Source organism: Arthrobacter sp. JUb119 (genome assembly GCF_024807995.1).
Lineage (GTDB): Bacteria > Actinomycetota > Actinomycetes > Actinomycetales > Micrococcaceae > Glutamicibacter.
Window position 1 is genome coordinate 481687 of sequence record NZ_JANUFE010000002.1, and the last position, 19355, is coordinate 501041.

Annotated in this window: 21 protein-coding genes; 15 read left to right on the forward strand and 6 right to left on the reverse strand. The window is 60.3% G+C overall.

Features of this window, described 5'->3' with window-relative positions; all coding sequences use genetic code 11:
• Positions 1-23: 23 nt before the first annotated feature.
• Both rbfA and M2368_RS08265 read left to right on the forward strand, forming a co-directional pair.
• Positions 24-458 (forward strand): 30S ribosome-binding factor RbfA, encoded by a 435-nt coding sequence (gene rbfA, locus M2368_RS08260; RefSeq protein ID WP_105657282.1) that lies wholly within the window; start codon positions 24-26, stop codon positions 456-458.
• A 188-nt stretch (positions 459-646) separates the two neighbouring features.
• A complete protein-coding gene (locus tag M2368_RS08265; protein WP_105657283.1) occupies positions 647-1093 on the forward strand; it encodes a YdeI/OmpD-associated family protein in 447 nt (148 codons plus the stop codon).
• A 114-nt stretch (positions 1094-1207) separates the two neighbouring features.
• Here the strand turns inward: M2368_RS08265 and M2368_RS08270 are convergent, their stop codons facing one another.
• From M2368_RS08270 to M2368_RS08285, 4 genes are all read right to left on the reverse strand, one after another.
• The gene (locus M2368_RS08270; RefSeq protein ID WP_105661832.1) at positions 1208-2692 is read right to left on the reverse strand and encodes a molybdopterin-dependent oxidoreductase; all 1485 of its coding nucleotides are present in this window, start codon (positions 2690-2692) and stop codon (positions 1208-1210) included.
• 199 nt (positions 2693-2891) lie between these two features.
• Positions 2892-3734 carry an anti-sigma factor gene (locus M2368_RS08275; RefSeq protein ID WP_105657284.1) on the reverse strand — a complete coding sequence of 281 codons (843 nt, stop codon included), beginning with the start codon at positions 3732-3734 and terminating at the stop codon, positions 2892-2894.
• A complete protein-coding gene (gene sigK, locus M2368_RS08280; RefSeq protein ID WP_286134598.1) occupies positions 3734-4315 on the reverse strand; it encodes an ECF RNA polymerase sigma factor SigK in 582 nt (193 codons plus the stop codon). The genes M2368_RS08275 and sigK overlap by 1 nt, the downstream gene beginning before the upstream one ends.
• 171 nt (positions 4316-4486) lie before the next feature.
• A complete protein-coding gene (locus tag M2368_RS08285) occupies positions 4487-5149 on the reverse strand; it encodes a fasciclin domain-containing protein (RefSeq protein ID WP_105657286.1) in 663 nt (220 codons plus the stop codon).
• Positions 5150-5428: 279 nt separating this feature from the next.
• Here M2368_RS08285 and truB point away from each other — a divergent pair, with 279 nt between their 5' ends.
• The 6 genes from truB (at position 5429) to rpsO (ending at position 9396) form a co-directional block, all read left to right on the forward strand.
• Positions 5429-6352, forward strand: a complete 924-nt coding sequence (truB, locus tag M2368_RS08290; protein ID WP_105661834.1) for a tRNA pseudouridine(55) synthase TruB — start codon at positions 5429-5431, stop codon at positions 6350-6352.
• Positions 6353-6369: 17 nt separating this feature from the next.
• Positions 6370-6732: a hypothetical protein gene (locus tag M2368_RS08295; protein WP_105657288.1), complete on the forward strand. Its 363-nt coding sequence runs from the start codon at positions 6370-6372 to the stop codon at positions 6730-6732.
• A 10-nt stretch (positions 6733-6742) separates the two neighbouring features.
• Positions 6743-7210, forward strand: coding sequence for a hypothetical protein (locus M2368_RS08300; protein ID WP_181148828.1), 468 nt, complete (start codon positions 6743-6745; stop codon positions 7208-7210).
• 64 nt (positions 7211-7274) lie between these two features.
• Positions 7275-8228 carry a bifunctional riboflavin kinase/FAD synthetase gene (locus tag M2368_RS08305; protein WP_105657289.1) on the forward strand — a complete coding sequence of 318 codons (954 nt, stop codon included), beginning with the start codon at positions 7275-7277 and terminating at the stop codon, positions 8226-8228.
• A gap of 5 nt (positions 8229-8233) precedes the next feature.
• The gene (locus tag M2368_RS08310; protein WP_105661835.1) at positions 8234-9019 is read left to right on the forward strand and encodes a class I SAM-dependent methyltransferase; all 786 of its coding nucleotides are present in this window, start codon (positions 8234-8236) and stop codon (positions 9017-9019) included.
• A 107-nt stretch (positions 9020-9126) separates the two neighbouring features.
• Positions 9127-9396 carry a 30S ribosomal protein S15 gene (rpsO, locus tag M2368_RS08315; protein WP_013348393.1) on the forward strand — a complete coding sequence of 90 codons (270 nt, stop codon included), beginning with the start codon at positions 9127-9129 and terminating at the stop codon, positions 9394-9396.
• Positions 9397-9703: 307 nt separating this feature from the next.
• Here the strand turns inward: rpsO and M2368_RS08320 are convergent, their stop codons facing one another.
• Positions 9704-9946 (reverse strand): hypothetical protein, encoded by a 243-nt coding sequence (locus M2368_RS08320; protein ID WP_498724333.1) that lies wholly within the window; start codon positions 9944-9946, stop codon positions 9704-9706.
• A 76-nt stretch (positions 9947-10022) separates the two neighbouring features.
• On the opposite strand from M2368_RS08320, the gene M2368_RS08325 reads away from it, so the two are divergent.
• The 5 genes from M2368_RS08325 (at position 10023) to M2368_RS08345 (ending at position 15084) form a co-directional block, all read left to right on the forward strand.
• The gene (locus M2368_RS08325; protein ID WP_166650649.1) at positions 10023-10898 is read left to right on the forward strand and encodes an ABC transporter substrate-binding protein; all 876 of its coding nucleotides are present in this window, start codon (positions 10023-10025) and stop codon (positions 10896-10898) included.
• A 6-nt stretch (positions 10899-10904) separates the two neighbouring features.
• Positions 10905-11753, forward strand: coding sequence for an ABC transporter ATP-binding protein (locus tag M2368_RS08330; RefSeq protein ID WP_105658237.1), 849 nt, complete (start codon positions 10905-10907; stop codon positions 11751-11753).
• On the forward strand, positions 11750-12592 hold the full coding sequence (locus M2368_RS08335; RefSeq protein WP_105658236.1) for an ABC transporter permease: 843 nt from the start codon (positions 11750-11752) through the stop codon (positions 12590-12592). The genes M2368_RS08330 and M2368_RS08335 overlap by 4 nt, the downstream gene beginning before the upstream one ends.
• Before the next feature lie 29 nt (positions 12593-12621).
• A complete protein-coding gene (locus M2368_RS08340; protein WP_426735088.1) occupies positions 12622-13950 on the forward strand; it encodes an LLM class flavin-dependent oxidoreductase in 1329 nt (442 codons plus the stop codon).
• Between the two features lie 576 nt (positions 13951-14526).
• Positions 14527-15084, forward strand: a complete 558-nt coding sequence (locus M2368_RS08345; RefSeq protein WP_105658233.1) for a hypothetical protein — start codon at positions 14527-14529, stop codon at positions 15082-15084.
• A gap of 199 nt (positions 15085-15283) precedes the next feature.
• On the opposite strand, the gene M2368_RS08350 is transcribed toward M2368_RS08345, so the two are convergent.
• Complete coding sequence (locus tag M2368_RS08350) at positions 15284-16021, reverse strand: type 1 glutamine amidotransferase domain-containing protein (RefSeq protein ID WP_402741683.1); 738 nt, start codon at positions 16019-16021, stop codon at positions 15284-15286.
• 304 nt (positions 16022-16325) lie between these two features.
• On the opposite strand from M2368_RS08350, the gene M2368_RS08355 reads away from it, so the two are divergent.
• Together M2368_RS08355 and M2368_RS08360 are read left to right on the forward strand one after the other, a co-directional pair.
• Positions 16326-17996 (forward strand): amidohydrolase, encoded by a 1671-nt coding sequence (locus tag M2368_RS08355; protein ID WP_498724334.1) that lies wholly within the window; start codon positions 16326-16328, stop codon positions 17994-17996.
• A 185-nt stretch (positions 17997-18181) separates the two neighbouring features.
• Positions 18182-19312 (forward strand): MFS transporter, encoded by a 1131-nt coding sequence (locus tag M2368_RS08360; RefSeq protein ID WP_498724335.1) that lies wholly within the window; start codon positions 18182-18184, stop codon positions 19310-19312.
• Positions 19313-19355: the final 43 nt, after the last annotated feature.

Below are 19355 nucleotides of genomic sequence, written 5' to 3' on the forward strand. Positions count from 1 at the left end.
TTTTGAACCATTAGGAGAAAACCATGGCTGATTCAGCCCGCGCCGCACGCCTGGCTAAGCGCGTACAGGTCCTCATGGCCCAGTCGCTGCGCAACGTCATCAAGGACGAGCGCATTGACAACGTCACCGTGACCGACGCTCGCGTCACCAACGACCTGCAGCACGCGACGGTGTACTACACCGTCTTTGGCGATGACGAGATGAAGAAGGACATCGCCACCATGCTGGAAAAGCGTGGTGGTGCCCTGCGCAAGGAATTGGGCCGCAATCTGACCATCCGCCTGACCCCGACGCTGGCATTCGTCGCCGACGAAATCCCCGAGGGTGCCTCGCACCTGGAGGAATTGCTGGCCAAGGCCCGCGAGAAGGACGCCGAGGTTGCAGCTCTGCGCGAAGGCAAGGACTTCGCCGGAGACCAGGACCCGTACAAGAAGGACGAGGACGCCGAAGAAGCCTAAGGGCTTCTGGGCTTCATCCTGACTGGACCAACGCCCCGGCCAGCACGCATTGCGTGCTGGCCGGGGCGTTGTGCGTTGGCCTCGATTACCCTCACAGCGAAGCGCGAATCCCTGCCGAAGGCTGGTCGCCGGGAAGATGGTGGGATAGCGTGATCAGAAACCGCCGGATCCGACCAAAGGTGCAGCACATGCCAGAATTCACCACAACATTGAGCGCAACCGGCGGGAACAACGTGGGTATCGTGGTTCCCGATGGCATCGTGCTCGGATTCGGCCGCGGCAAGCGCGTGCCGGTCATCGTGTGCATTGACGGGGACTACACGTACCGGAACAGCATTTCCTCCATGCACGGGCAGTTCCTCATTTCCTTCAGCTCCGAGACCCGTGCTGCCACGGGCAAGGGTGCGGGCGATGAAATCAGCGTGAAACTCGAGCTGGACGAGGAACCGCGCACCGTCGAAATCCCCGAACCGCTGGCCGTGCTGCTCTCCGCCGAGCCAGAGCTGCTGGACGCCTGGAACAAGCTGTCCTACAGCAAGCAGCGCGGCCACGTGGACCCCATCGTGGCTGCCCGCGGCGAGGACACCAGGACGCGCCGGGTCGAGAAGGCCATCAAGACGCTGCGCAGCCACTAGCCTGCCGGGGCCATGCCCGCTGAGCCAGGAGCTAAGCCAAAGGCGGCGCCCAACAGGCCAGCCAGCCCCGGTCGCAGTCGGCAGCAGTGTGAACAACCCACTGGTGCCCCGGAGCTACTGCACGGTGAATTGCAGGCGCTGCCAGCCGCTGGCGCCATTGGGCACCGGGTTGGCTTTCTCGCTGGTCTGCAGCTTGCCCTGTGCATCATAGGCGCGGACGGTTGCCGAGTGCGTTCCGGGTGCTGCGTCCTTCCATACGAAGCGCCACTGCCGCCAGGTATCCAACGAGGCTTCGGTCGCCAGTTGGGCATCTGCCCACGGTCCGTCATCGATCTGCACCTGCACACGCGAAATGCCCCGGGTCTGCGCCCATGCAGTTCCGCCCAAGACGACTTCTCCGGCAGGCACCTGGGCGAACGGGCGAGGGGTATCGATGCGGGAAGACATCTTGATTGGACCGCGTTCGGACCAGCCGCGAGTAGTCCAGTAGGCCGCCTTGTCCTGGAACCGCGTCACTTCCAAATCGACCACCCATTTGGTGGCCGACACGTAGCCGTAGAGACCTGGCACCACCATGCGCACCGGGAAACCATGCTCGAAAGGCAGCGGCTCGCCGTTCATGCCGATGGCCAGCAAAGCCATCCGGTCGTCGGTGAGCGCTTGGAGCGGGGTGGAGGCGCTGAAACCGTCATGCGAAGTCGAAAGCACCATATCCGCGCCGGCCTGCGGAACCGCGCGCTCCAGCAGCTTACGCAGCGGGTAGCCCAGCCATTTCGCGTTGCCTACCAGATCGCCGCCGACGGGATTGGACACACAAGTGAGCGTCAGATAGGTTTCCACGAGTTCTTCGCCCAGCAGTTCGTCGAAGTTCACGGTGAATTCCTTCTCCACCATGCCGTGCACGCGCAGCGACCACTGGTTCGGGTCGATCTGCGGCACCGAAAGCGCGGTATCGATGCGGTAGAAATCCTGGTTGGGAGTCACGAAGCGGGGCATGTCCGCTACTTCTACCTGCACCCCTTCGGGCAGGGGTTCCGCCTTGGTCCGGGCCGCAGGCAGGCGCAAGGCCTTGCGTGCGGCGGCGGCCATATTCCGCGATGCCGACAGCGAGGTGGAAACACCGGTGGAGACGGCCGCGGCGGCCAGGGACAGGGCTGCGCCTATCAAGAACTTCCTGCGGCTTGGACCCGTCGCGGTGGCGCCCTCGTCCTGCCTAGGGGCCGCGGCCGCAGCCAGCCGGGTCAGCCACTGCAGAAGCCCTATACCGGCGATCGCGCCCAGTACCGTCGGGATGATATCCAGCAGGCTGGTGGAAGCACGAGCGGCCACGGCACTGGAGAGCAGCACGGCCAAGCCGATGATGGCCGTACAGGCCAGCGCAAAACTTCGCTTGGCGATCAGGCCGATCATCGCCGCCAGGACTGCGGCGGCTGCACCGATGGAAATGAATAACGCCAACTTGTCATTGGTCCCGAAGGTCGCGATGGCGAAGTCCTTGAGCCATGGGGGAGTCAGGTCGATGATGGCTGAACCCAGCGCGAAAAACGGCGAGGATGCATTGTTGAAAAATGCCGAGGCGAATTGGGCCACGGCAAACATGATTGCGGCCGAGCAAATTCCAGCCACCGCGTGGAATACGAGTTTACTGCTGCTGCGCTTCTGCCAAATGCCCACTGCCACTCACCTCATGCGTTGCGGTCCATGTTCCCCTGCAGAATGCAGGGGGAACAACTTCTCACAGTGTTTTCGGAACGGGCAGCATTGCGGATTGGAACAGGCTACAAGAACTTCCGCACGCTCACAGCGATTGGACCATGATGGGGTCTGTTGTCGGAGCCGGGGAGCCGGTGGCCGGCTCGACCGTGATCCCGAAGTGGGTGATGCCCTTCATTGGATCCGAAACCATGATCATGCCGTTGGCATCGCCGCCGGTGAGCATTCCCGCAGGAACCGCCCCTTCTGCCGAGATCAGCCACAGCTCGTAGCCCTTGTCGCTGGACAAGGCTGGCATGCCCGAGGTGGACACCGCCATCAGGCCTTCGTCGGCAGAATAGGACAGCGTGATTCGCGCGCCGTCGTCCAGTGTCTGCGTTTTCGACTTGGCATCTGGGGCAGCCAGGATGCGGCTGAGCTCTTCTTGATGCGAGGCCATGGCGGCCATCTGGCTTTCCAGCTCGCGCTGCTGGGAATTCTGGTTGATGGCCAAGCCGCCCAGAGCCACCGCTGCGAGCAGCAGGACGCCGGCGGCCAAGGCGAAGAAGCGCTGCGGGCCGCGTTCTGCGCCAGCTTGCGGGGCCTGGTGCGTTGCAGCGGTTTCGGTTTCCCGTTCAGCAGGAGCAGCTGGTTCAGCAGGAGCTATTGGGTCCTGTGCCTGGGCGCCGTCGTGATCGAGGGCCGTCTCCTGCACAGGTGCCAATTGCTCGGTAGTGCGGATAGCGGCCATGATGTTGTTCTTCAGCCGGGCCGGAGGATTGACCGGTTGCGCTGACAAGCCGAGCAGTCCAGCAGTTTCCTGCAGGGCATCCAGTTCCCGGCGTGCCTGGGCAGAGTCGGGACCCCCATGCTGGAGGGCTTCGCGTTCCTTGTCTTCCAGAGCATCCAGGGCGAAGCTGTCGGTCAGCTCGTTCTCGTGCTTGTCCATTACGCCGCTCCCATCAGTTCTCGAAGTTTGCCCATTCCATCGCGTATTCGCGTTTTCGCGGTTCCCACCGGTATTTTCAGCAGCTCTGCGACTTCCGTGTGGGTGTATCCGCCGAAGTAGGCCAGGTGTATCGCCTCGCGTTGCGGGGCGGTGAGCCGCTGCAGGGCTTGGGCTACGCGCATGGTCTCGTCGTGCAAGATGGCATTCTCTTCCACGTCGTCGTAGCTGTCCTGGAATTCCTTGATTCCAACGCGCAAATCCCGGTCCTGGCTCGCTTGGCTTGCTCGCACCCGGTCGACGGCCCGGCGGTGGGCAATAGTCAGCAGCCATGATGCTGCCGTGCCACGCGCCGGAGCAAAGCGCCTTGCCTGTTGCCACGCTTCGACAAACACTTCCTGGGTGACTTCTTCGCTCTGTGCATTATCGCGAAGCACCCGCAGCACGAGTCCGAAGACCCGTGAAGCCATGGCATCATAGAGCGATTCGAAGGCAGATTCATCTCCCAGCGCGACCTGTTGCAGCAGGACGTCTGGCGTTTTCACGGAATCGTCTTCCATGGCATCGAGTCTATTGGAACTCATGAATCCTAGGGTCTCATGCATCTGTGGCTAAGCGGCTATCTGCTGTGGCGTGGCGTTTTGCGAAAAGATCCGTCCAAGGGAACCAGGTTCCCGTTGCACCGGCGAAGGTGATGCCTGGAAGGTATTCCATGCACCACCTTCATGCCAGCGGCTTTGATGATTCTGGCGATACTACTTCTTTGCCGGTGGCATCAGGACGGTGTCCACCAGGTACACGGTTGCGTTGGCGGTCTGCACGCCGCCGCAGATGACCGAAGCCCCGTTGACTTCCAGATCGTCGCCGCTACCGGTGACTTCCACCTCTTCGCCCTGGACCGTTGCGTGGGTTCCGGGAAGATCATCTGGTGCAATCTGGCCGGAAACGACGTGGTAGGTCAGGATGCTGGTCAGGGTGTCGGCATCCTTGGCAACTGCGGACAGGTCATCCTTCGGGATTGCCGCGAAGGCGTCGTCAACCGGTGCGAAGACGGTGAATTCGCCGCCATTGAGGGTATCGACGAGATCGACATCAGGATTCAGCTCACCGGAGACTGCAGAAGTCAGGGTGGTCAGCAGCGGGTTGTTCGAGGCAGCGACGGCCACTGGATCCTGGGCCATTCCGGCTACCGAGCCATCACCGGTCGGGACTGCTTCGGCGTAGGCCGCGCAACCCTTGCCCACAAGATTGCTTGCTGGATCCATTGCCGATTCGCTGGCCATGGGCGAGCTGCTTTCCGAGGCGGACGCCGTGGGCGATTCCATGGTTTCCGAACCGGTCGAGCAGGCGCTCAGTCCCATGGCGGCGACTGCGATGAGCCCGAATGCTCCAGCGACTTTGCTGTATGTGCGCTTCATGATTTTCTCCTTGCTTCGCCGCGACTGATGTCGTCGGTCCTTTTCCTGTCCGTGCGGATCAGGTTGTCAATGAGCATTCGGGGCAGGTTGCCCGACGGATTGGATTCTCTTGGAAATTTTTTTTCGTCTTGCTGGCAGGCCGTGAAGCTGCCGGATCCGCGGGCTGGCGGGCCCTGTCCCGGAGCATTGCCGGCTCATGGAAATAGGCTGCAAGTGGGATCTGCCACGCTTGGAACCAGCGACAGCCTTATTCTCCGCACAAGCCATATACTGGAAGGCGTGAGTAAAGCCGGGCAGAACACGCAAGAGCAGGCCTCAGGCCTCGTATTAGTCGACAAAGAGCAGGGAATGACCTCCCATGATGTGGTCGGTCGCATCCGCAGACTTGCAGGGACTCGGAAAGTCGGCCACGCCGGCACCCTGGACCCCATGGCCACCGGCGTGCTGGTTATCGGCGTGAACAAGGCAACCCGGCTGCTGACCTACATCGTCGGCCACGACAAGACCTACACCGCCACCATCCGGCTGGGGCAGAACACCGTCACGGACGATGCCGAAGGCGAAATCATTTCCGAGCGCATCGCCGCGGCGGTCAGCGACGAAGACATCGAGCGCGAGATCGCCCAGCTGCGCGGAGACATCGAGCAGATCCCGAGCTCGGTCTCGGCCATCAAGGTCGATGGCAAGCGTTCCTACGCTCGCGTGCGCGCTGGCGAACAGGTAGAACTCAAGGCCCGCCCGGTCACCATTTCGCGGTTCGAGATCCATGAGGTGCGCCGCGAAAACGGCGGCAAGATCCTCGACGTCGACGTCACGGTATCGTGCTCTTCTGGAACCTACATCCGGGCGTTGGCCCGCGACCTGGGCGAAGCATTGAACGTTGGCGGGCACCTGACGGCGCTGCGCCGTACCGAGGTGGGCCCATACAAGATCGAGCTCACCCGCACCCTGGAGCAGCTGGCCGGGGAATTCGAGATTCTCCCAATCGAAAAGGCTGCTGCCGCGCTGTTCCCGAACCGCACGGTCAGCGTCGACGAAGCCGTGGAATTGTCTTTCGGCCGCACCATCCCCGCCTCGCATCTGGGCATGGACATTGCCGAAGGCCAGACCGTTGCGGCTTTCGCTCCCAATGGCGTGCTGGTCGCACTGCTGGAAGACAAGGGCGACAAGGCGCGTACGGCCTTGGTCTTCACCGCTAAGTAATCCCGAAAGGAACTGGCTTGATTGCCGTCAATGGATTCTTCATCGCCGGAGCGGTGGTCTGCGCACTGGCATTGCTGGTGGCAGTTATCGCAACCGCTATCCGCAAGCACCCGGATGACTGGGCGCTGATCGGTGCGGTGGCCACCGAGCTTTTCCTGATTGCCTACGGCATCGCGGCCGCGATCCGCCAGGTCGGGGGAAATGCGGTGCAAGGCGACCCGGTGGAATTCTGGGGCTACTTCATCACAGCGCTGATCATGCCGCCGGTGGCCTTCTTCTGGGCGATCAGCGAGAAGAGCCGTTGGTCCAACGCCGTGCTGGCCGCGTCGGCCGCCGTCACCTTCGTAATGGTGTTCCGCATGGAACAGATCTGGCAGTAGGAGTACTCACATGGGTGAAAAGCCGCGAAATTCGCGAATCATGCAGGCCGCTCAGGCGCGCAGCACCAATAAGGCCCCCAAGCCAAGCCGGTCCACCGGACTGGGCCGGGTGATCATTGCCGTGTACGGCATCCTCGCCCTGGCGGCGAGCGTGCGCGCGGTGTACCAGATCATGAGCAAATTCGACGAAGCGCCGATCGCCTACAGCCTGTCGCTGTTTTCTGGCCTGGTCTATATCCTTGCCACATTCTCGCTGTCTTCAGCCAAGCGTGGTGCCTGGCTGGTTTCGCTCTGGGCGGTAGCCGTTGAATTGGCAGGCGTGATCGTGGTCGGCATCTTGTCGCTGACCCACCCCGAAGACTTCGCCCATCCGTCGGTGTGGAGCGGTTTCGGCGAAGGATACGGCTACGTTCCACTGGTGCTGCCGATTGTCGGCTTGTGGTGGCTGTACCGTAACCGTAATGAGCGTCACGCCTAAAGACGTGCAAGAATTACCACGGTGGGTTTTCCATCCACCGCAGCAGAATTTCTGAAGGAGCAAAGTGCACTATTGGAAGGGCTTGGATGCCGTCCCCGCGGATATGGCTCCCACTGTCGTGACCATTGGCAACTTTGATGGTGTCCACCTGGGCCATTGCGAGGTGCTGGATGCAGCTGTCGCGCAGGCCAAAGCACGCTCGGCTCAATCGGTAGCGATCACTTTCGACCCGCACCCGGCGCTGGTGCACCGTCCCGATGATGCTCCTGAATTGATCATGGGTCTGGCTGACCGCGTGGACACCTTGGCCAGCGTTGGCCTGGATGCCACGCTGATGATCCACTACACCCTGGAATTCGCGGACCAGAGCGCTGAAGAGTTCGTTCGCTCCATCATCGTAGAGAAGCTGAATGCCGTGGCCGTTGTGGTCGGGCATGATGTGCGTTTTGGCCGCGGCAATTCCGGGGACTTCAGCTACATGCAGGAACTGGGCACCAAATACGGTTTTGAAGTCATAGGTGTCGAAGACGTAGGGGACAAGCGCCGCTTGTCCTCGACCTGGGTCCGTGAAGAACTAGCCGCCGGCAATGTCGAAGCTGCCGCCGCGATCCTCGGCCGGCCGCATCGCATGCGCGGAGAAGTAGTCCATGGCCATGCCCGTGGACGCGAGCTGGGATTTCCCACCGCGAATCTGGACACCGAAGCCACCGGCATCATCCCCGCCGATGGGGTCTATGCCGGCTGGGTGATCGACGAGGCCGAGGTGCGTTGGCCAGCAGCAATTTCCGTCGGGTCGAACCCCACCTTCGATGGCGTCTCCCGAGTGGTTGAAGCCCACGTGATTGACCGCCCCGAAGAAGGCGTGGAAGATTTCGATCTGTACGGACAGCAGATTGTCGTTGAGTTCATTTCCCACCTGCGTCCGATGGTTGCCTACCGCGGCATCGAAGCCCTCATTGAGCAGATGACCGAGGACGTTGACCAGGCCCGTGCGGTGCTGGCTATAGAACGCCACTAGGAATCATGGCTGAGATACCATCATTGCCGCAGCGGGCCTTCGTCGTGGGCGCCCAGCGCCGCGATGAATTAGCTTCCGCTTTCCAAGCCGATGCCGAAAGCTACGACAAGATCCGTCCTTCCTATCCGCAGGAAGCCTTGGAATTCACGCTGCAGCACCGACCGGTGAGTGCCATTGACATCGGCTGCGGTTCGGGGATCTTCACCGAACAGCTCATCCGTGCAGGCCTGGAAGTCAGGGCCGTAGACCCATCGGCAGAAATGCTCTCGGTCCTGTCCAAGCGGCTGCCGGCGATCGAGGTAACCTGCGCCGCAGGTGAAGCGACCGGCTTGGAGGCCGATAGCGCTGGCCTGGTGACCTATGCCCAGGCATGGCACTGGGTGGACCACCCTCAAGCCAGTGCCGAAGCGGCCCGATTGCTCCATGATGGCGGTTGGCTCACCCTGCTGTGGAATCAGCTGGATGTCGCCATTCCCTGGGTTCACCGCTTGGCACGCATCATGCATGCCGGCGATGTGCACCGGCCGGAGCTGGAGCCGCCGTTGGGACCCCAGTTCCAGAAGCCGGAGCATGGCATCTGGCATTGGTCCATGGAACTGGATTTCCACGAGATCGTCGAGCTGACCAAATCCCGCAGCTACTACCGCAAGTCTTCAGAAACTACCCGCGCCAAGGTGGAAGCGAACTTGGCCTGGTATTGGCAGGAGCATCTGGGGCACGAGCAGGACGCAAAGGTGCAGGTGCCCTATCTCACCCATGCCTGGAGGTCCCGCCGGCGCACCCGTCGGTGATATGATTGACGATGGTTCTCGCTGCAGTCCGCGGTTGCGAGTTTCCGCCGTGAGCGTCTCGACGTTCGCACCGACTTATGAACGCGGTCCAACTCTAGGAGTTTGTTATGGCATTGGATGCCACTATCAAGAACGAAATCATCAAGGCTTACGCTACCCACGAGGGTGACACCGGTTCGCCTGAGGTTCAGATTGCCGTCATGTCCCGCCGTATTTCGGACCTGACCGAGCACCTGAAGATGCACAAGCATGATCACCACACCCGCCGTGGCCTGATGGCTCTGGTTGGTCGTCGTCGTCGTATGCTCGGCTACCTGAAGAACACCGACATCGAGCGTTACCGTTCGCTGATCGAGCGTCTGGGCCTGCGCAAGTAGTCCTCTGCTTCAGAGCAAGAAATTCCCCGTCTCCGCTTCAGGAGTCGGGGATTTTTCTTTGCCTCCGGACCTTGGCAACGCCGCTCATGTGTTCGCGATTTGCCGGCACGAATCAAGATCAGTAATCGACAGAGGCAAGAATCGGATGAATTCCTGCTCTCCCAGGCTCATCCCGCAGGCAAGCACATGACGGAACAGGCGTCGGAGAGGCCTTGGACGCTCCCGCTAACGTTTCCCCGGATTAAATTCCGCCCCGAATATCTCGGTATCTGACCTTCCTGTGGAGCCACATACCGTTGGGCTAAGGCTAATGAGCCATCCGCGACATCTTCCGAAACCTGAAGGTCACTTTGACCTCAGGTTTCTTCTCGTTTCTCCAGTTTTCCATGCCCTTTCCGAGGCGCCGCCCAAGTGGTTGCATGGCTACCAAGCACGGAAAAAGCGCGAAATAGAGGGGAACAGGGATGAATAATTTCAAACGGTTGAACTTTCGAAGCATGGGCACGGCGGCGGGGCTGACGGCAGCAGCGTTCTTTTTAGCCTCATGCACTGCGTCAGCTCACGGCACGGATCTTGAGAACCCTGACGGCACAATAACCGTCCGCTACGAAGGAAGCGCCAATACCGTGATCCTTCCGGAGCTGGCTGAAGACCTGGGCTACCTTGACGGTGTGTCCTTGGAATGGGTTGGCAACAACTCCAGCGGGCCCTCGGCGATCCAGAACACAGCCACCGGCGCCACCGAGATCGGCAGCGCGTTCTCCGGAGCAGTGGTGAAGCTGCAGGAAGCTGGATCGCCTGTCACCGCGGTGGTCTCATCCTATGGTTCCAATGCAGACTACTTTGTCGGGTTCTACACGAGCGAAGACAGCGGCATCAAAGAACCGAGGGACCTCATTGGCAAGACAATTGCAGTCAATACTTTGGGCGCTCATTCCGAAGCGGTCGTTAGCAGCTATCTGAAATCCGAAGGCCTGACGCCGCAAGAGATCGAGCAGGTGCAGCTGGTCGTATTGCCACCTACCGACACCGCACAAGCCGTTCGCACCCATCAGGTCGACGTTGGCGCTCTTTCCGGGGCTTCCCAAGTGCATGCGGTGAAGCTAGGCGGCTTGCGAGAAGTTTTCAGGGACACGCAAGTCTTCAGCAACTTTGATGCCGGAGAGTACGTCCTTCGGGATGATTTCATCGCTCAATACCCTGAAGCAGCGCATTCCCTGGCCACTGGCATTGCCAAAGCAGCGGACTGGGCTTCGACGCATCCGCGCGAAGAGGTCATCAAGAGATTCACCGCAATCGTTGAATCCAGGGATCGCGGAGACGACGTTGAAGCCCTGCAGTACTTCAACGGCTATGGCTTGGGCGAACACGCAGCCATCGAAGATGAGGACTTCAGCAGATGGGCGCAATGGCTCAACGACGCGGGGATTCTCGAAGGAGAAATCACCCCCAGCGAGTACTACACCAACGAATTCAACGACCTCGCAAACGAAGGGCAGTAATCGCGCATGTCTACCATTGAGATCAAGAACTTGGGCAAGAAATTCCTCCGCTCCGGATCAAGTGAAGATACTGCCGTCACGGCCATTGAATCACTGGATCTCCGGATCCAGGACGGAGAATTCTTCACCCTTGTCGGCCCCAGCGGATGCGGCAAATCCACTCTTCTGGATATCTTGGCCGGGTTGGCCGCGCCAACTTCGGGCGAAGTTCTCGTTGATGGCGAGCCGGTCTCCGGTCCCAGCCTGGAACGTTCAGTAGTCTTCCAGCAATACGCGCTCTTCCCATGGCTCACGGCAGTGGCCAATGTCGAGGTGGGGCTGGAGAGCCAGGCCCGTCGCGGTCGGGGACTGGACAAATCGGGAAGGCGGATCCGCGCTAACGAATATCTGCGACTCGTTGGCCTGCAGGGTGTGGAAGACAAGTACCCCCACGAACTATCCGGCGGCATGCGTCAACGCGTGGCCATAGCCCGTGCCTTGGCCCATGAACCCAAGGTGCTGCTGATGGATGAGCCGTTCGCCGCCCTGGATGCCCAAACACGCGAACAACTCCAGGACTTGCTGCTAGATATCTGGAGTCGCACCCGAACCACGATTGTCTTCATTACGCACGGCATAGAAGAAGCCGTGTACCTGGGGCAGCGGGTAGCGGTGATGTCCTCCAAACCCGGACGAATCAAGGAGATCATCAACATTGAACTCGACGGGCGCCACAGTGTTGATGACATCCGCTCGGCTCCCCAATTCAGCGATTACCGCCATCGCATCTGGACGCTGCTTCACGAGTCCGCTCCCAGTGCCGGCAAATCGCCGGTGAGCCACAAGTCGCTCGTTTCTCCAGGAGTACCAGCATGAGCACCTTAGCCGTACCGGACCAGCGCCTGCAGGGCTCCACCGGGGAGTCAAACCGGCCTTCTCCTTTCCTGCGTTTGGCCGGAAGACTGCGGTCAACGCTGTACCGTTCGGGTGCGATCATCGGTTTTCTCCTGGTGTGGGAGCTTGTCCCGCAATTCGTCCTGGAACCATCATCCCGGGTCTTTCTTCCTCCCTTGCATGAAGTCCTGCAGGCACTGGGGAAGATGATTGCCTCAGGGGATCTGGGCACGCACATCCTGGCAAGCCTAGGCCGGGCGGCCGTAGGATTCACGCTCGCTGTCCTCATCGGCGTGCCAGTCGGATTGGTCGTCGCGTGGTTCTCGAAAGTCGGCGATTTCCTCAACCCGTTGCTGGAGGTATTCCGAAATACCGCGGCCTTGGCGTTGCTTCCGGTCTTCACGCTCCTTCTCGGTATTGGCGAAGTATCCAAAGTATCGATTGTCGTCTACGCGGCGTTCTTCCCGGTGCTTCTCAACACCATCCTTGGAGCACGCAGCGTAGATCCCTTGCTGATCAGGGCGGCAAAAACCTTGGGGCTCACCAGCTACGAGATCTTCGCGAAAGTTGTCTTGCCCTCGTCCGTACCCATCATCTTCACCGGCGTCCGGATGGCAGGAACGTCATCCGTGCTGGTGCTCATCGCCGCCGAAATGATCGGCGCCAAGGCTGGACTGGGCTTCCTGATCACCAATTCGCAAGCCAGTTTCCTGATCCCGAAAATGTACGCAGCCATACTCACTGTCGCCATCCTAGGCTTCACGGTCAACGCAGCACTTGTAGCGCTGGAGCGCCACTTCTCGCGCTGGGCTCGCGCCTAGACAATCTTCCTACCGAAGGGACTACAACCATGACACGAACTTTGACTCTCAACGCGTTCTTGATGACTACCGGGCATCATGAATCCTCATGGCGCCTGCCGCTCAGCGACCCCCTCGCCGGAACGGACATCGGCCACTACATCCGTTTGGCGCAGCTGGCCGAGAAAGCGAAGCTCGACGCGATCTTCTTCGCAGACGGCCCAGTGCTTCAAGGGCCGGTCGCCCAACGACCTGCAGGAATCCTCGACCCTGTGACAGTGCTTTCTGCCATCGCCCCGTTGACCCGGCACATTGGGCTGATAGCGACCGCATCAACCAGCTACAACGACCCCTATAATCTTGCCCGCCGCTTTGCAAGCCTGGATGTGATCAGCAATGGGCGTGCGGGCTGGAACGTCGTCACCACAGCAGGCGATGCAGCGGCGAGGAATTTCTCCCAATCCGCCCAATTGGACAGCTCGCAACGATACCGTCGCGCCGAGGAATTCCTGGAGGTGGTCAAGAAGCTCTGGGACTCCTGGGAGCCGGATGCAGTCGTCGCTGACAAGGGAAGCGGGATCTGGGCGGATCCGGGCAAGATACACTCCGCGGCCCACATCGGGGAGCACTTCCAGGTTGCTGGAGCGCTCAATGTCCCGCGGTCGCCCCAGGGGCATCCGGTGATCGTCCAGGCGGGAGCTTCGGCCGCCGGCAAGGAATTCGCCGGGCGATGGGCCGAAGCCATTTTCACCGCTCACCAATCATTTGAGTCTGCCAGGGACTTCTACCAGGAAATCAAAGACAAGGCAGCAGGCAACGGCCGAGCAGCGCATTCGGTCAAAGTCCTTCCAGGAATTGTTCCCATCCTTGGTTCCACGGAAGCCGAAGCCAATGAATTGGCGGATTCCCTGGATGAGCTCATTCTGCCGGAATACGCCAGGAATACGTTGGCCCAGCAGTTGCATGTGGAGCCGGCAATCCTTGAACTGGACCGAGAACTTCCCGCCGAGCTGGAGAATACCGTGGCCAAGGAGAAATCCACCTCCCGAAGGGATCTCATCTTGGATCTGGGTTACCGAAGGAAGCTCACGGTTCGCCAGATCATCCGGGAGCTAGGTCCTGGCCGGGGACACCAGACGTTCTCGGGTACGCCGGAGCAGCTGGCGGACCGGATCGAGTACTGGTTCAAAGCCGGAGCGGCCGATGGATTTAATATCATGGCTCCGGTCTTGCCGGCAGGTCTCGAAGTATTCACGGAGCAGGTAGTCCCGATTTTGCAGCAGCGCAAGCTTTTCCGTACTGAATACGAGCAGAGTACGCTTCGCGGAAACTACGGGTTGCCAGTACCGGCAAATAATCGCCTGGGCTTGGCATTCTAGAGCCTGATAGTCGTGTACCGAAGGGCGAGAGCCATTGCTCTCGTCTTTCGGTGCCGGTGGGATCAGGCCCCGGCGGATACCGGTTGCTGGTTCAGCTGCGTCCTCCAGGAATGCCCTGGGTGATCAGCATGGAGAAACCGCAAGGAAAGTACTGGCGATGGGAGCCGCACGAAGTTGATTCGACAAGGCTCCCACCACGGGCAGCAGCTGGTGAAGTGCAAATCGAAGTAGCGCGATTACTACCCGGCAACGCGCAAGAGCAATAAGAGCTTCATCAGCGCCAAGGGCCTGGCCAAAACCAAGGCTGTCACCCGTGGCAAGAAGGGCAACGGCGTTTGGGCGCTTTCCAGGAACAAAGCAAAATCCCTAGCTGCAGCTACTAAGGACGGCAAGGCGCCAGTTGGACCCGAAATCAGTGGAGGAGGCAAGAAGGGTACATGTGGCACTTCCACCCCAACAAGCGGACCCCTGACATTCATCTCTTCTACGGAAGCTCGACCTGGGAAAGAACTTGCACGAAGCATTGGTGCCGCCAGCTACTGTTGGCGGCACCAATAGTGCTTGAATTGGGGAACTATGACTGACTACCAAGAACTCTTGCAGGCTGCTCGTGCACACTACGGGGTTGGCGCTGCTCCACGCGTGTCGGAAGCTGCAGCACTTCTCACCTCGTTGGGTGGCAAGACCTTCGACTACTCCAGGTTCGCCGGCAACCTCATCGATGAATATGTAGACTCGGCACGTGTAGTTGCAGCCTACGATATTTCCGACCCAGAGCTCCTTGCTTCCCGGTCTTTGCCGGTTGAACGCGAAATGATGGAATGGCCTCCCGAAGAAGATGAAGACAGCTACGACGTTGTGTTCACTAAGGATGAAGAGCTGTGGAACGTCATTCAGAACGAGCTCGGTGGGATGAGGCGAGCAATTGTCTTGCTTGAGCATGCTGAAGGGGATGCAGGCGCTGTAGGCAACTTCCGTGTAGCTGGATTCGCACAGTGGCTAAGGGAGACGCTCTGGGCTGCTACCGGTGTCGTTCCGCGAGATCCAGGCTGGCCGGATGAGAGCGCCACTCTGTATGAGAAGGCTTTTGCGATGCAGGGACGGCCAGGTTGCGAACCAGACCCAATCGATTGACGAGTATTGTCGGGTCAATCCGAGACGCTTTCCAAGCTGCTTGCATCACCAGCCACGCTTTCGGCAAGGGGTGCATGGCGTTGCATGGAGTACGGAATGCGTTATATAAAGTCCAGTAGAAGTCGAAAACGCTTGGATCCGCGAAGCTACACGGATCCAAGCGTTTTTCATGAGATTTCGGGCTGGGTTACGGCTTAGCTCATTGTGCCTCGGCCTCGGCCTCGGACTCGGCGGCTGCGGCTTCAGCGGCCTTCTCCTGGTGGATCACTTCGGCCAAGAGCTTTTCCATTTCCTTGGCGACACCTGCGGCGGAAGCTGGGTTCTGTCCGGTGACCAGGCGTTCGGAGACTTGTACATTCTCTTCGAAGTTATCGGCGGCGATATGCGTGGCGCCTTGCTCGGTGAGCTTGTCGGCCAGGAAGAACGGAATGATCTTGTCCTTGCCTACGGCCACTTCTTCATCGTTGGTGAATGCTGCAACGGTTTTGCCACTTAAGAGTTTCAAACCATGATGCAGCTCGACATCGAGCAGACCGGCCGGGCCGTGGCAGACTGCACCGACAACGCCGCCCTTGTTGTAGATAGCGCCGACCAGCTTTTGCAGGCCCTCATTATTGGGGAAGTCCCACATGGTGCCGTGGCCTCCCACGAGGTACACGGCGTCGTACTGTTCGGGGTCGACGACTTCAACCCTGGCGGTGTTGTACAAGCCGGCACGGGTCGTTTCGTCCTGGGTGAACTGGACCTGGACCGGGTCGTCCTGGTCCACTGTGTCGCGCGGGGGTTGTCCGCCTTTAATGGAAGCGAAGTCGACGAAGTGCCCGGAATCCCGGAACACCTTCCATGGATGTGCGGCCTCGGCGACGTTGTATCCGGTAGGTTCCTTGTCATTACCGATTTCGGAAACGCTGGTCAGGACCATGAGGATTTTCTTCAAGGTGTGCTCCTTTCGCATTCGTCCTTCCACCCTTGTATAACAGGCAGGCTGTCGCAAGGGCGATGCGCAAGTTGCCAGTTTGCTTTCCGGAATCGTGCTCCGGAGGGAGAACAAATGGGACGTGGTTCCTGTTTCTAGCCCCGGAGCGAGTTTGGCGTGCGTTGCCAACTAAGCATGCGCTTAAAGCCAACGCCCTTGGGGCGGACTTTGCGAGAATGAATGCACCGGCCGGGATATGCCGTGCATCACTTCTTGAACCGTGGAGAGCCATCCCGGATTGGTATCTTTCGAAAGGATTGCACTCGTGAACACCGCCCCTAGCCTTCTCTTGGTCAACGGCACCATCCATACGCTGGATCCGCATGAACGCATAGTCAATGCGATGGCCGTCCGCGCAGGAAAGATTGTCGCGCTCGGAGAGGATGCGCTGGCGCTGCGTGGGCCGGAAATGGAAATTATCGATCTGGACGGGGCCACGATCATGCCCGGGCTGATGGACGTGCACAATCATCACATGCTTGCCGGGCAGATGGACCTGTTCGAGCTCAACGTTCCGCCAACTCTCAACCTGGACGAGTTCCTGGAGGCAGTCGTGGTCTGGTCGGATAAGCTGGCTGCGGACCAGTGGGTCATCGGTGGCAGCTGGGGTTCGGGCCTGTTGAGTGAGATCAATACGCCCCAGGCACTGGCGCGGCTGGATCAGGCCACCGGTGGCCGGCCGGCCTTGCTCAAGGATGATGCTAAGCACAACCGATGGGTGAACAGCCGTGCCTTGGAGCTTGCGGGCATCACCGGCGCGACCCCTCACCCCGAAGGCGGGGAAATCATGCGGGATGCCGAAGGCCGAGCCACCGGCGTGCTGCTGGAAGCCGGCGGGGTCATTGTCGAACAGGTCCGCGAATCAATGAGCCCCACGCCGACTTGGCAGTTGGCCGAAGCGGCATCGCGGGGCATGGAAATACTGCATTCTTACGGCATCACCGGTTTCCAGGATGCTGCCGCCTCCTTGCAACTCATGCAGGCCCTGAAAGAACTCGATGAATCCGGGAATCTGCACGCCTGGGTGGTTTCCAGCATGCAGGCCAATGACTTCATTTTCGGGACCCATCCGCTGGGCGAGGGGATCATTGCCGAGCGCGAGCAAACCAGGTCAACTCATCACCGCCCGGATTTCATCAAGATCTTCCTTGATGGCGTTCCGCCGGCAGGGACCGGAGCCTTCATCGAACCGTATCTGGAGGGTGCGGGATTCCCTGAATGCCATTGCGGCAACACCACAATGCCTCCAGAAGAACTCGCGGGCTGGCTGATGAGCACGGCGCGGCGGGGCATTTCCGCGAAGATCCACTGCACCGGCGATGCTTCGGTGCGCCTGGTCCTGGACACAGTCCAGAAGGTGCGCGAGGCAGGTCTGGGCGAGCCGAAATACCATATCGCCCACGGCCAGTTCATTCACCCGGATGACCTGCCGCGCTTTGCAGAACTGGGAGTCACCGCCGATATCTCGCCGTCATTGTGGTTCCCCGGGGTGATTACCGAAGCCATGAAACTCGTCCTTCCCGCCGACCGGGCATCCAAGATGCACCCGAACAAGACCTTGCTGGCCACCGGGGCGCTAGTTGCCGGCGGCTCGGACTGGCCGGTGAGCGTTTCCCCGAACGCCTGGGAGGGAATCTACGGTCTGGTCACCCGCAAGGATCCTACCGGAGCTTTCCCCGGAACGCTCTGGGAGGAAGAAGCCGTGACCTTGGCGGATGCCTTGCGTATCTACACGATCAATTGCGCCAAAGCGATGGGACTGGATGACCTGACCGGGTCGCTGGAAATCGGTAAGTCCGCTGACTTCATCATGCTCTCGGCAGACCCGTTTGAGGTGCAACTCGAAGAGCTGCCGCAGATCACTGCACAGCAGACCTGGTTCAGCGGGCAAAAGGTCTACGACCGACTCGGATCCTCGAGCGTGCCGGTGCGCTAATCGCCTGCCCAGCACGTTGTTCTCAGCCGGCCAGGGTATCGGCCGGAGCATCATTATTTACCCGCGGCAACTCGCCGCTGTCTCGAAGGAAAGCCATGGACTCGATACTGGCTGGCGCGCGCACAAAAACAGGCGGCGACCGCGGAATCTACATCTAAATCGGTGCCTACAGCGCGGTGCTGTACATGGTGCTGCTGACCGCACCGGTGATCGCCTCCAAGCTGGTGGCGCAATTCGGCCTGACGGCCACCCAAGTAGGCGGGCTGCTGTCCATGGAGCTCGGGGCCTTCAGCTTGGCGACTATCCCCGCCTATCTGTGGCTCAAGCGCGTCAACCTCGTGACGGCAACTCGTGTCTTCACGCTGGTTGCCGTGGCCGGAAATGTGGTCTCGGGCTTTGCGGACAACTACGCGCTCTTGGCGGTGTGCCGCATTGTGACGTCCCTGGCTGCTGGCTCGATCACCGTGGTGATCCTGAGCTTGAGCGGCAGGAGCGCGAACCCAGGACGGGCCTATGGGTTATTCGTTGCGGCCCAGCTGGTCATGGGCGCCGTGATTCTGGCGCTCTTCCCGGTGCTCTTCGCGGATTCCGCGGTGTCTGCGATCTACTGGACCATGGCTGGGCTAGCCCTGTGCTGCATGGCGGTTGCGCACCGCATCGATGGCAACGTGCTGTTGGGAAGCGCCGCTGACCCGGCTGCCGATAGTGCCAACTACGGGCACCGGCCGGCCCCGAGATCCAAGGCGTTTCTGGCCCTGGCGGCGGTAATGCTTTTCTACGTAGCGTTGAGCGGGGTGTGGTCGTTCATGGGGCAATTCGCGGCGTCCGCGCAGATCAATTTGGGTACGACGAGCCTGATTCTCGCTGTTGCGACAGTCCCGGGAATTGCTTCCTCCTTGCTGGCCACATTCCTGGGCGACCATCCGCGCCGCCCGCTGTTCCTCATTCTCGGTTATCTGGCGATGCTGCTGTCCATCGGCTTGCTGTTCGGGTTGAGCGGAGCCGTGCAGTTCGCGGCCGCGGCGATCATCTTCAAATTCTCCTGGACCTTCATCCTGCCCTACTTGCTGGCCACGGTCTCCGACCTGGACTCCAGCGGCCACCTGATGAATTCCACGAACTTGATGATCGGCACCGGGTTCGCGCTTGGACCAGTTCTGGGCGGCATGCTCATCGAGGCTGCCAGCGGCTTTGGCGTGCTTCTCGTCGCCTGCAGTGTCGGAGTGCTGCTGTCCACGACCTGCGTGGTTCTCGTCCAGGGCCGCAATCAGCACGGCTTGCCCCAGCGCGTCGCTCCAATGGGAATTCCTGAATAGCAGTGCACGGTCCACCACCGGCACAACGGGTCCAGTGGAAATC

Excerpts from the sequence above, each read along its gene's own strand:
- sigK (WP_286134598.1), bottom strand. The coding sequence starts at position 4,315 with ATGAGTTCCAATAGACTCGATGCCATGGAAGACGATTCCGTGAAAACG.
- M2368_RS08300 (WP_181148828.1), top strand. The coding sequence starts at position 6,743 with ATGGGTGAAAAGCCGCGAAATTCGCGAATCATGCAGGCCGCTCAGGCG.
- M2368_RS08265 (WP_105657283.1), top strand. The coding sequence starts at position 647 with ATGCCAGAATTCACCACAACATTGAGCGCAACCGGCGGGAACAACGTG.
- M2368_RS08285 (WP_105657286.1), bottom strand. The coding sequence starts at position 5,149 with ATGAAGCGCACATACAGCAAAGTCGCTGGAGCATTCGGGCTCATCGCA.
- M2368_RS08360 (WP_498724335.1), top strand. The coding sequence starts at position 18,182 with ATGGTGCTGCTGACCGCACCGGTGATCGCCTCCAAGCTGGTGGCGCAA.
- M2368_RS08335 (WP_105658236.1), top strand. The coding sequence starts at position 11,750 with ATGAGCACCTTAGCCGTACCGGACCAGCGCCTGCAGGGCTCCACCGGG.
- M2368_RS08270 (WP_105661832.1), bottom strand. The coding sequence starts at position 2,692 with ATGTTTGCCGTGGCCCAATTCGCCTCGGCATTTTTCAACAATGCATCC.
- rbfA (WP_105657282.1), top strand. The coding sequence starts at position 24 with ATGGCTGATTCAGCCCGCGCCGCACGCCTGGCTAAGCGCGTACAGGTC.
- M2368_RS08340 (WP_426735088.1), top strand. The coding sequence starts at position 12,622 with ATGACACGAACTTTGACTCTCAACGCGTTCTTGATGACTACCGGGCAT.
- M2368_RS08330 (WP_105658237.1), top strand. The coding sequence starts at position 10,905 with ATGTCTACCATTGAGATCAAGAACTTGGGCAAGAAATTCCTCCGCTCC.
- rpsO (WP_013348393.1), top strand. The coding sequence starts at position 9,127 with ATGGCATTGGATGCCACTATCAAGAACGAAATCATCAAGGCTTACGCT.
- M2368_RS08345 (WP_105658233.1), top strand. The coding sequence starts at position 14,527 with ATGACTGACTACCAAGAACTCTTGCAGGCTGCTCGTGCACACTACGGG.
- M2368_RS08310 (WP_105661835.1), top strand. The coding sequence starts at position 8,234 with ATGGCTGAGATACCATCATTGCCGCAGCGGGCCTTCGTCGTGGGCGCC.
- M2368_RS08275 (WP_105657284.1), bottom strand. The coding sequence starts at position 3,734 with ATGGACAAGCACGAGAACGAGCTGACCGACAGCTTCGCCCTGGATGCT.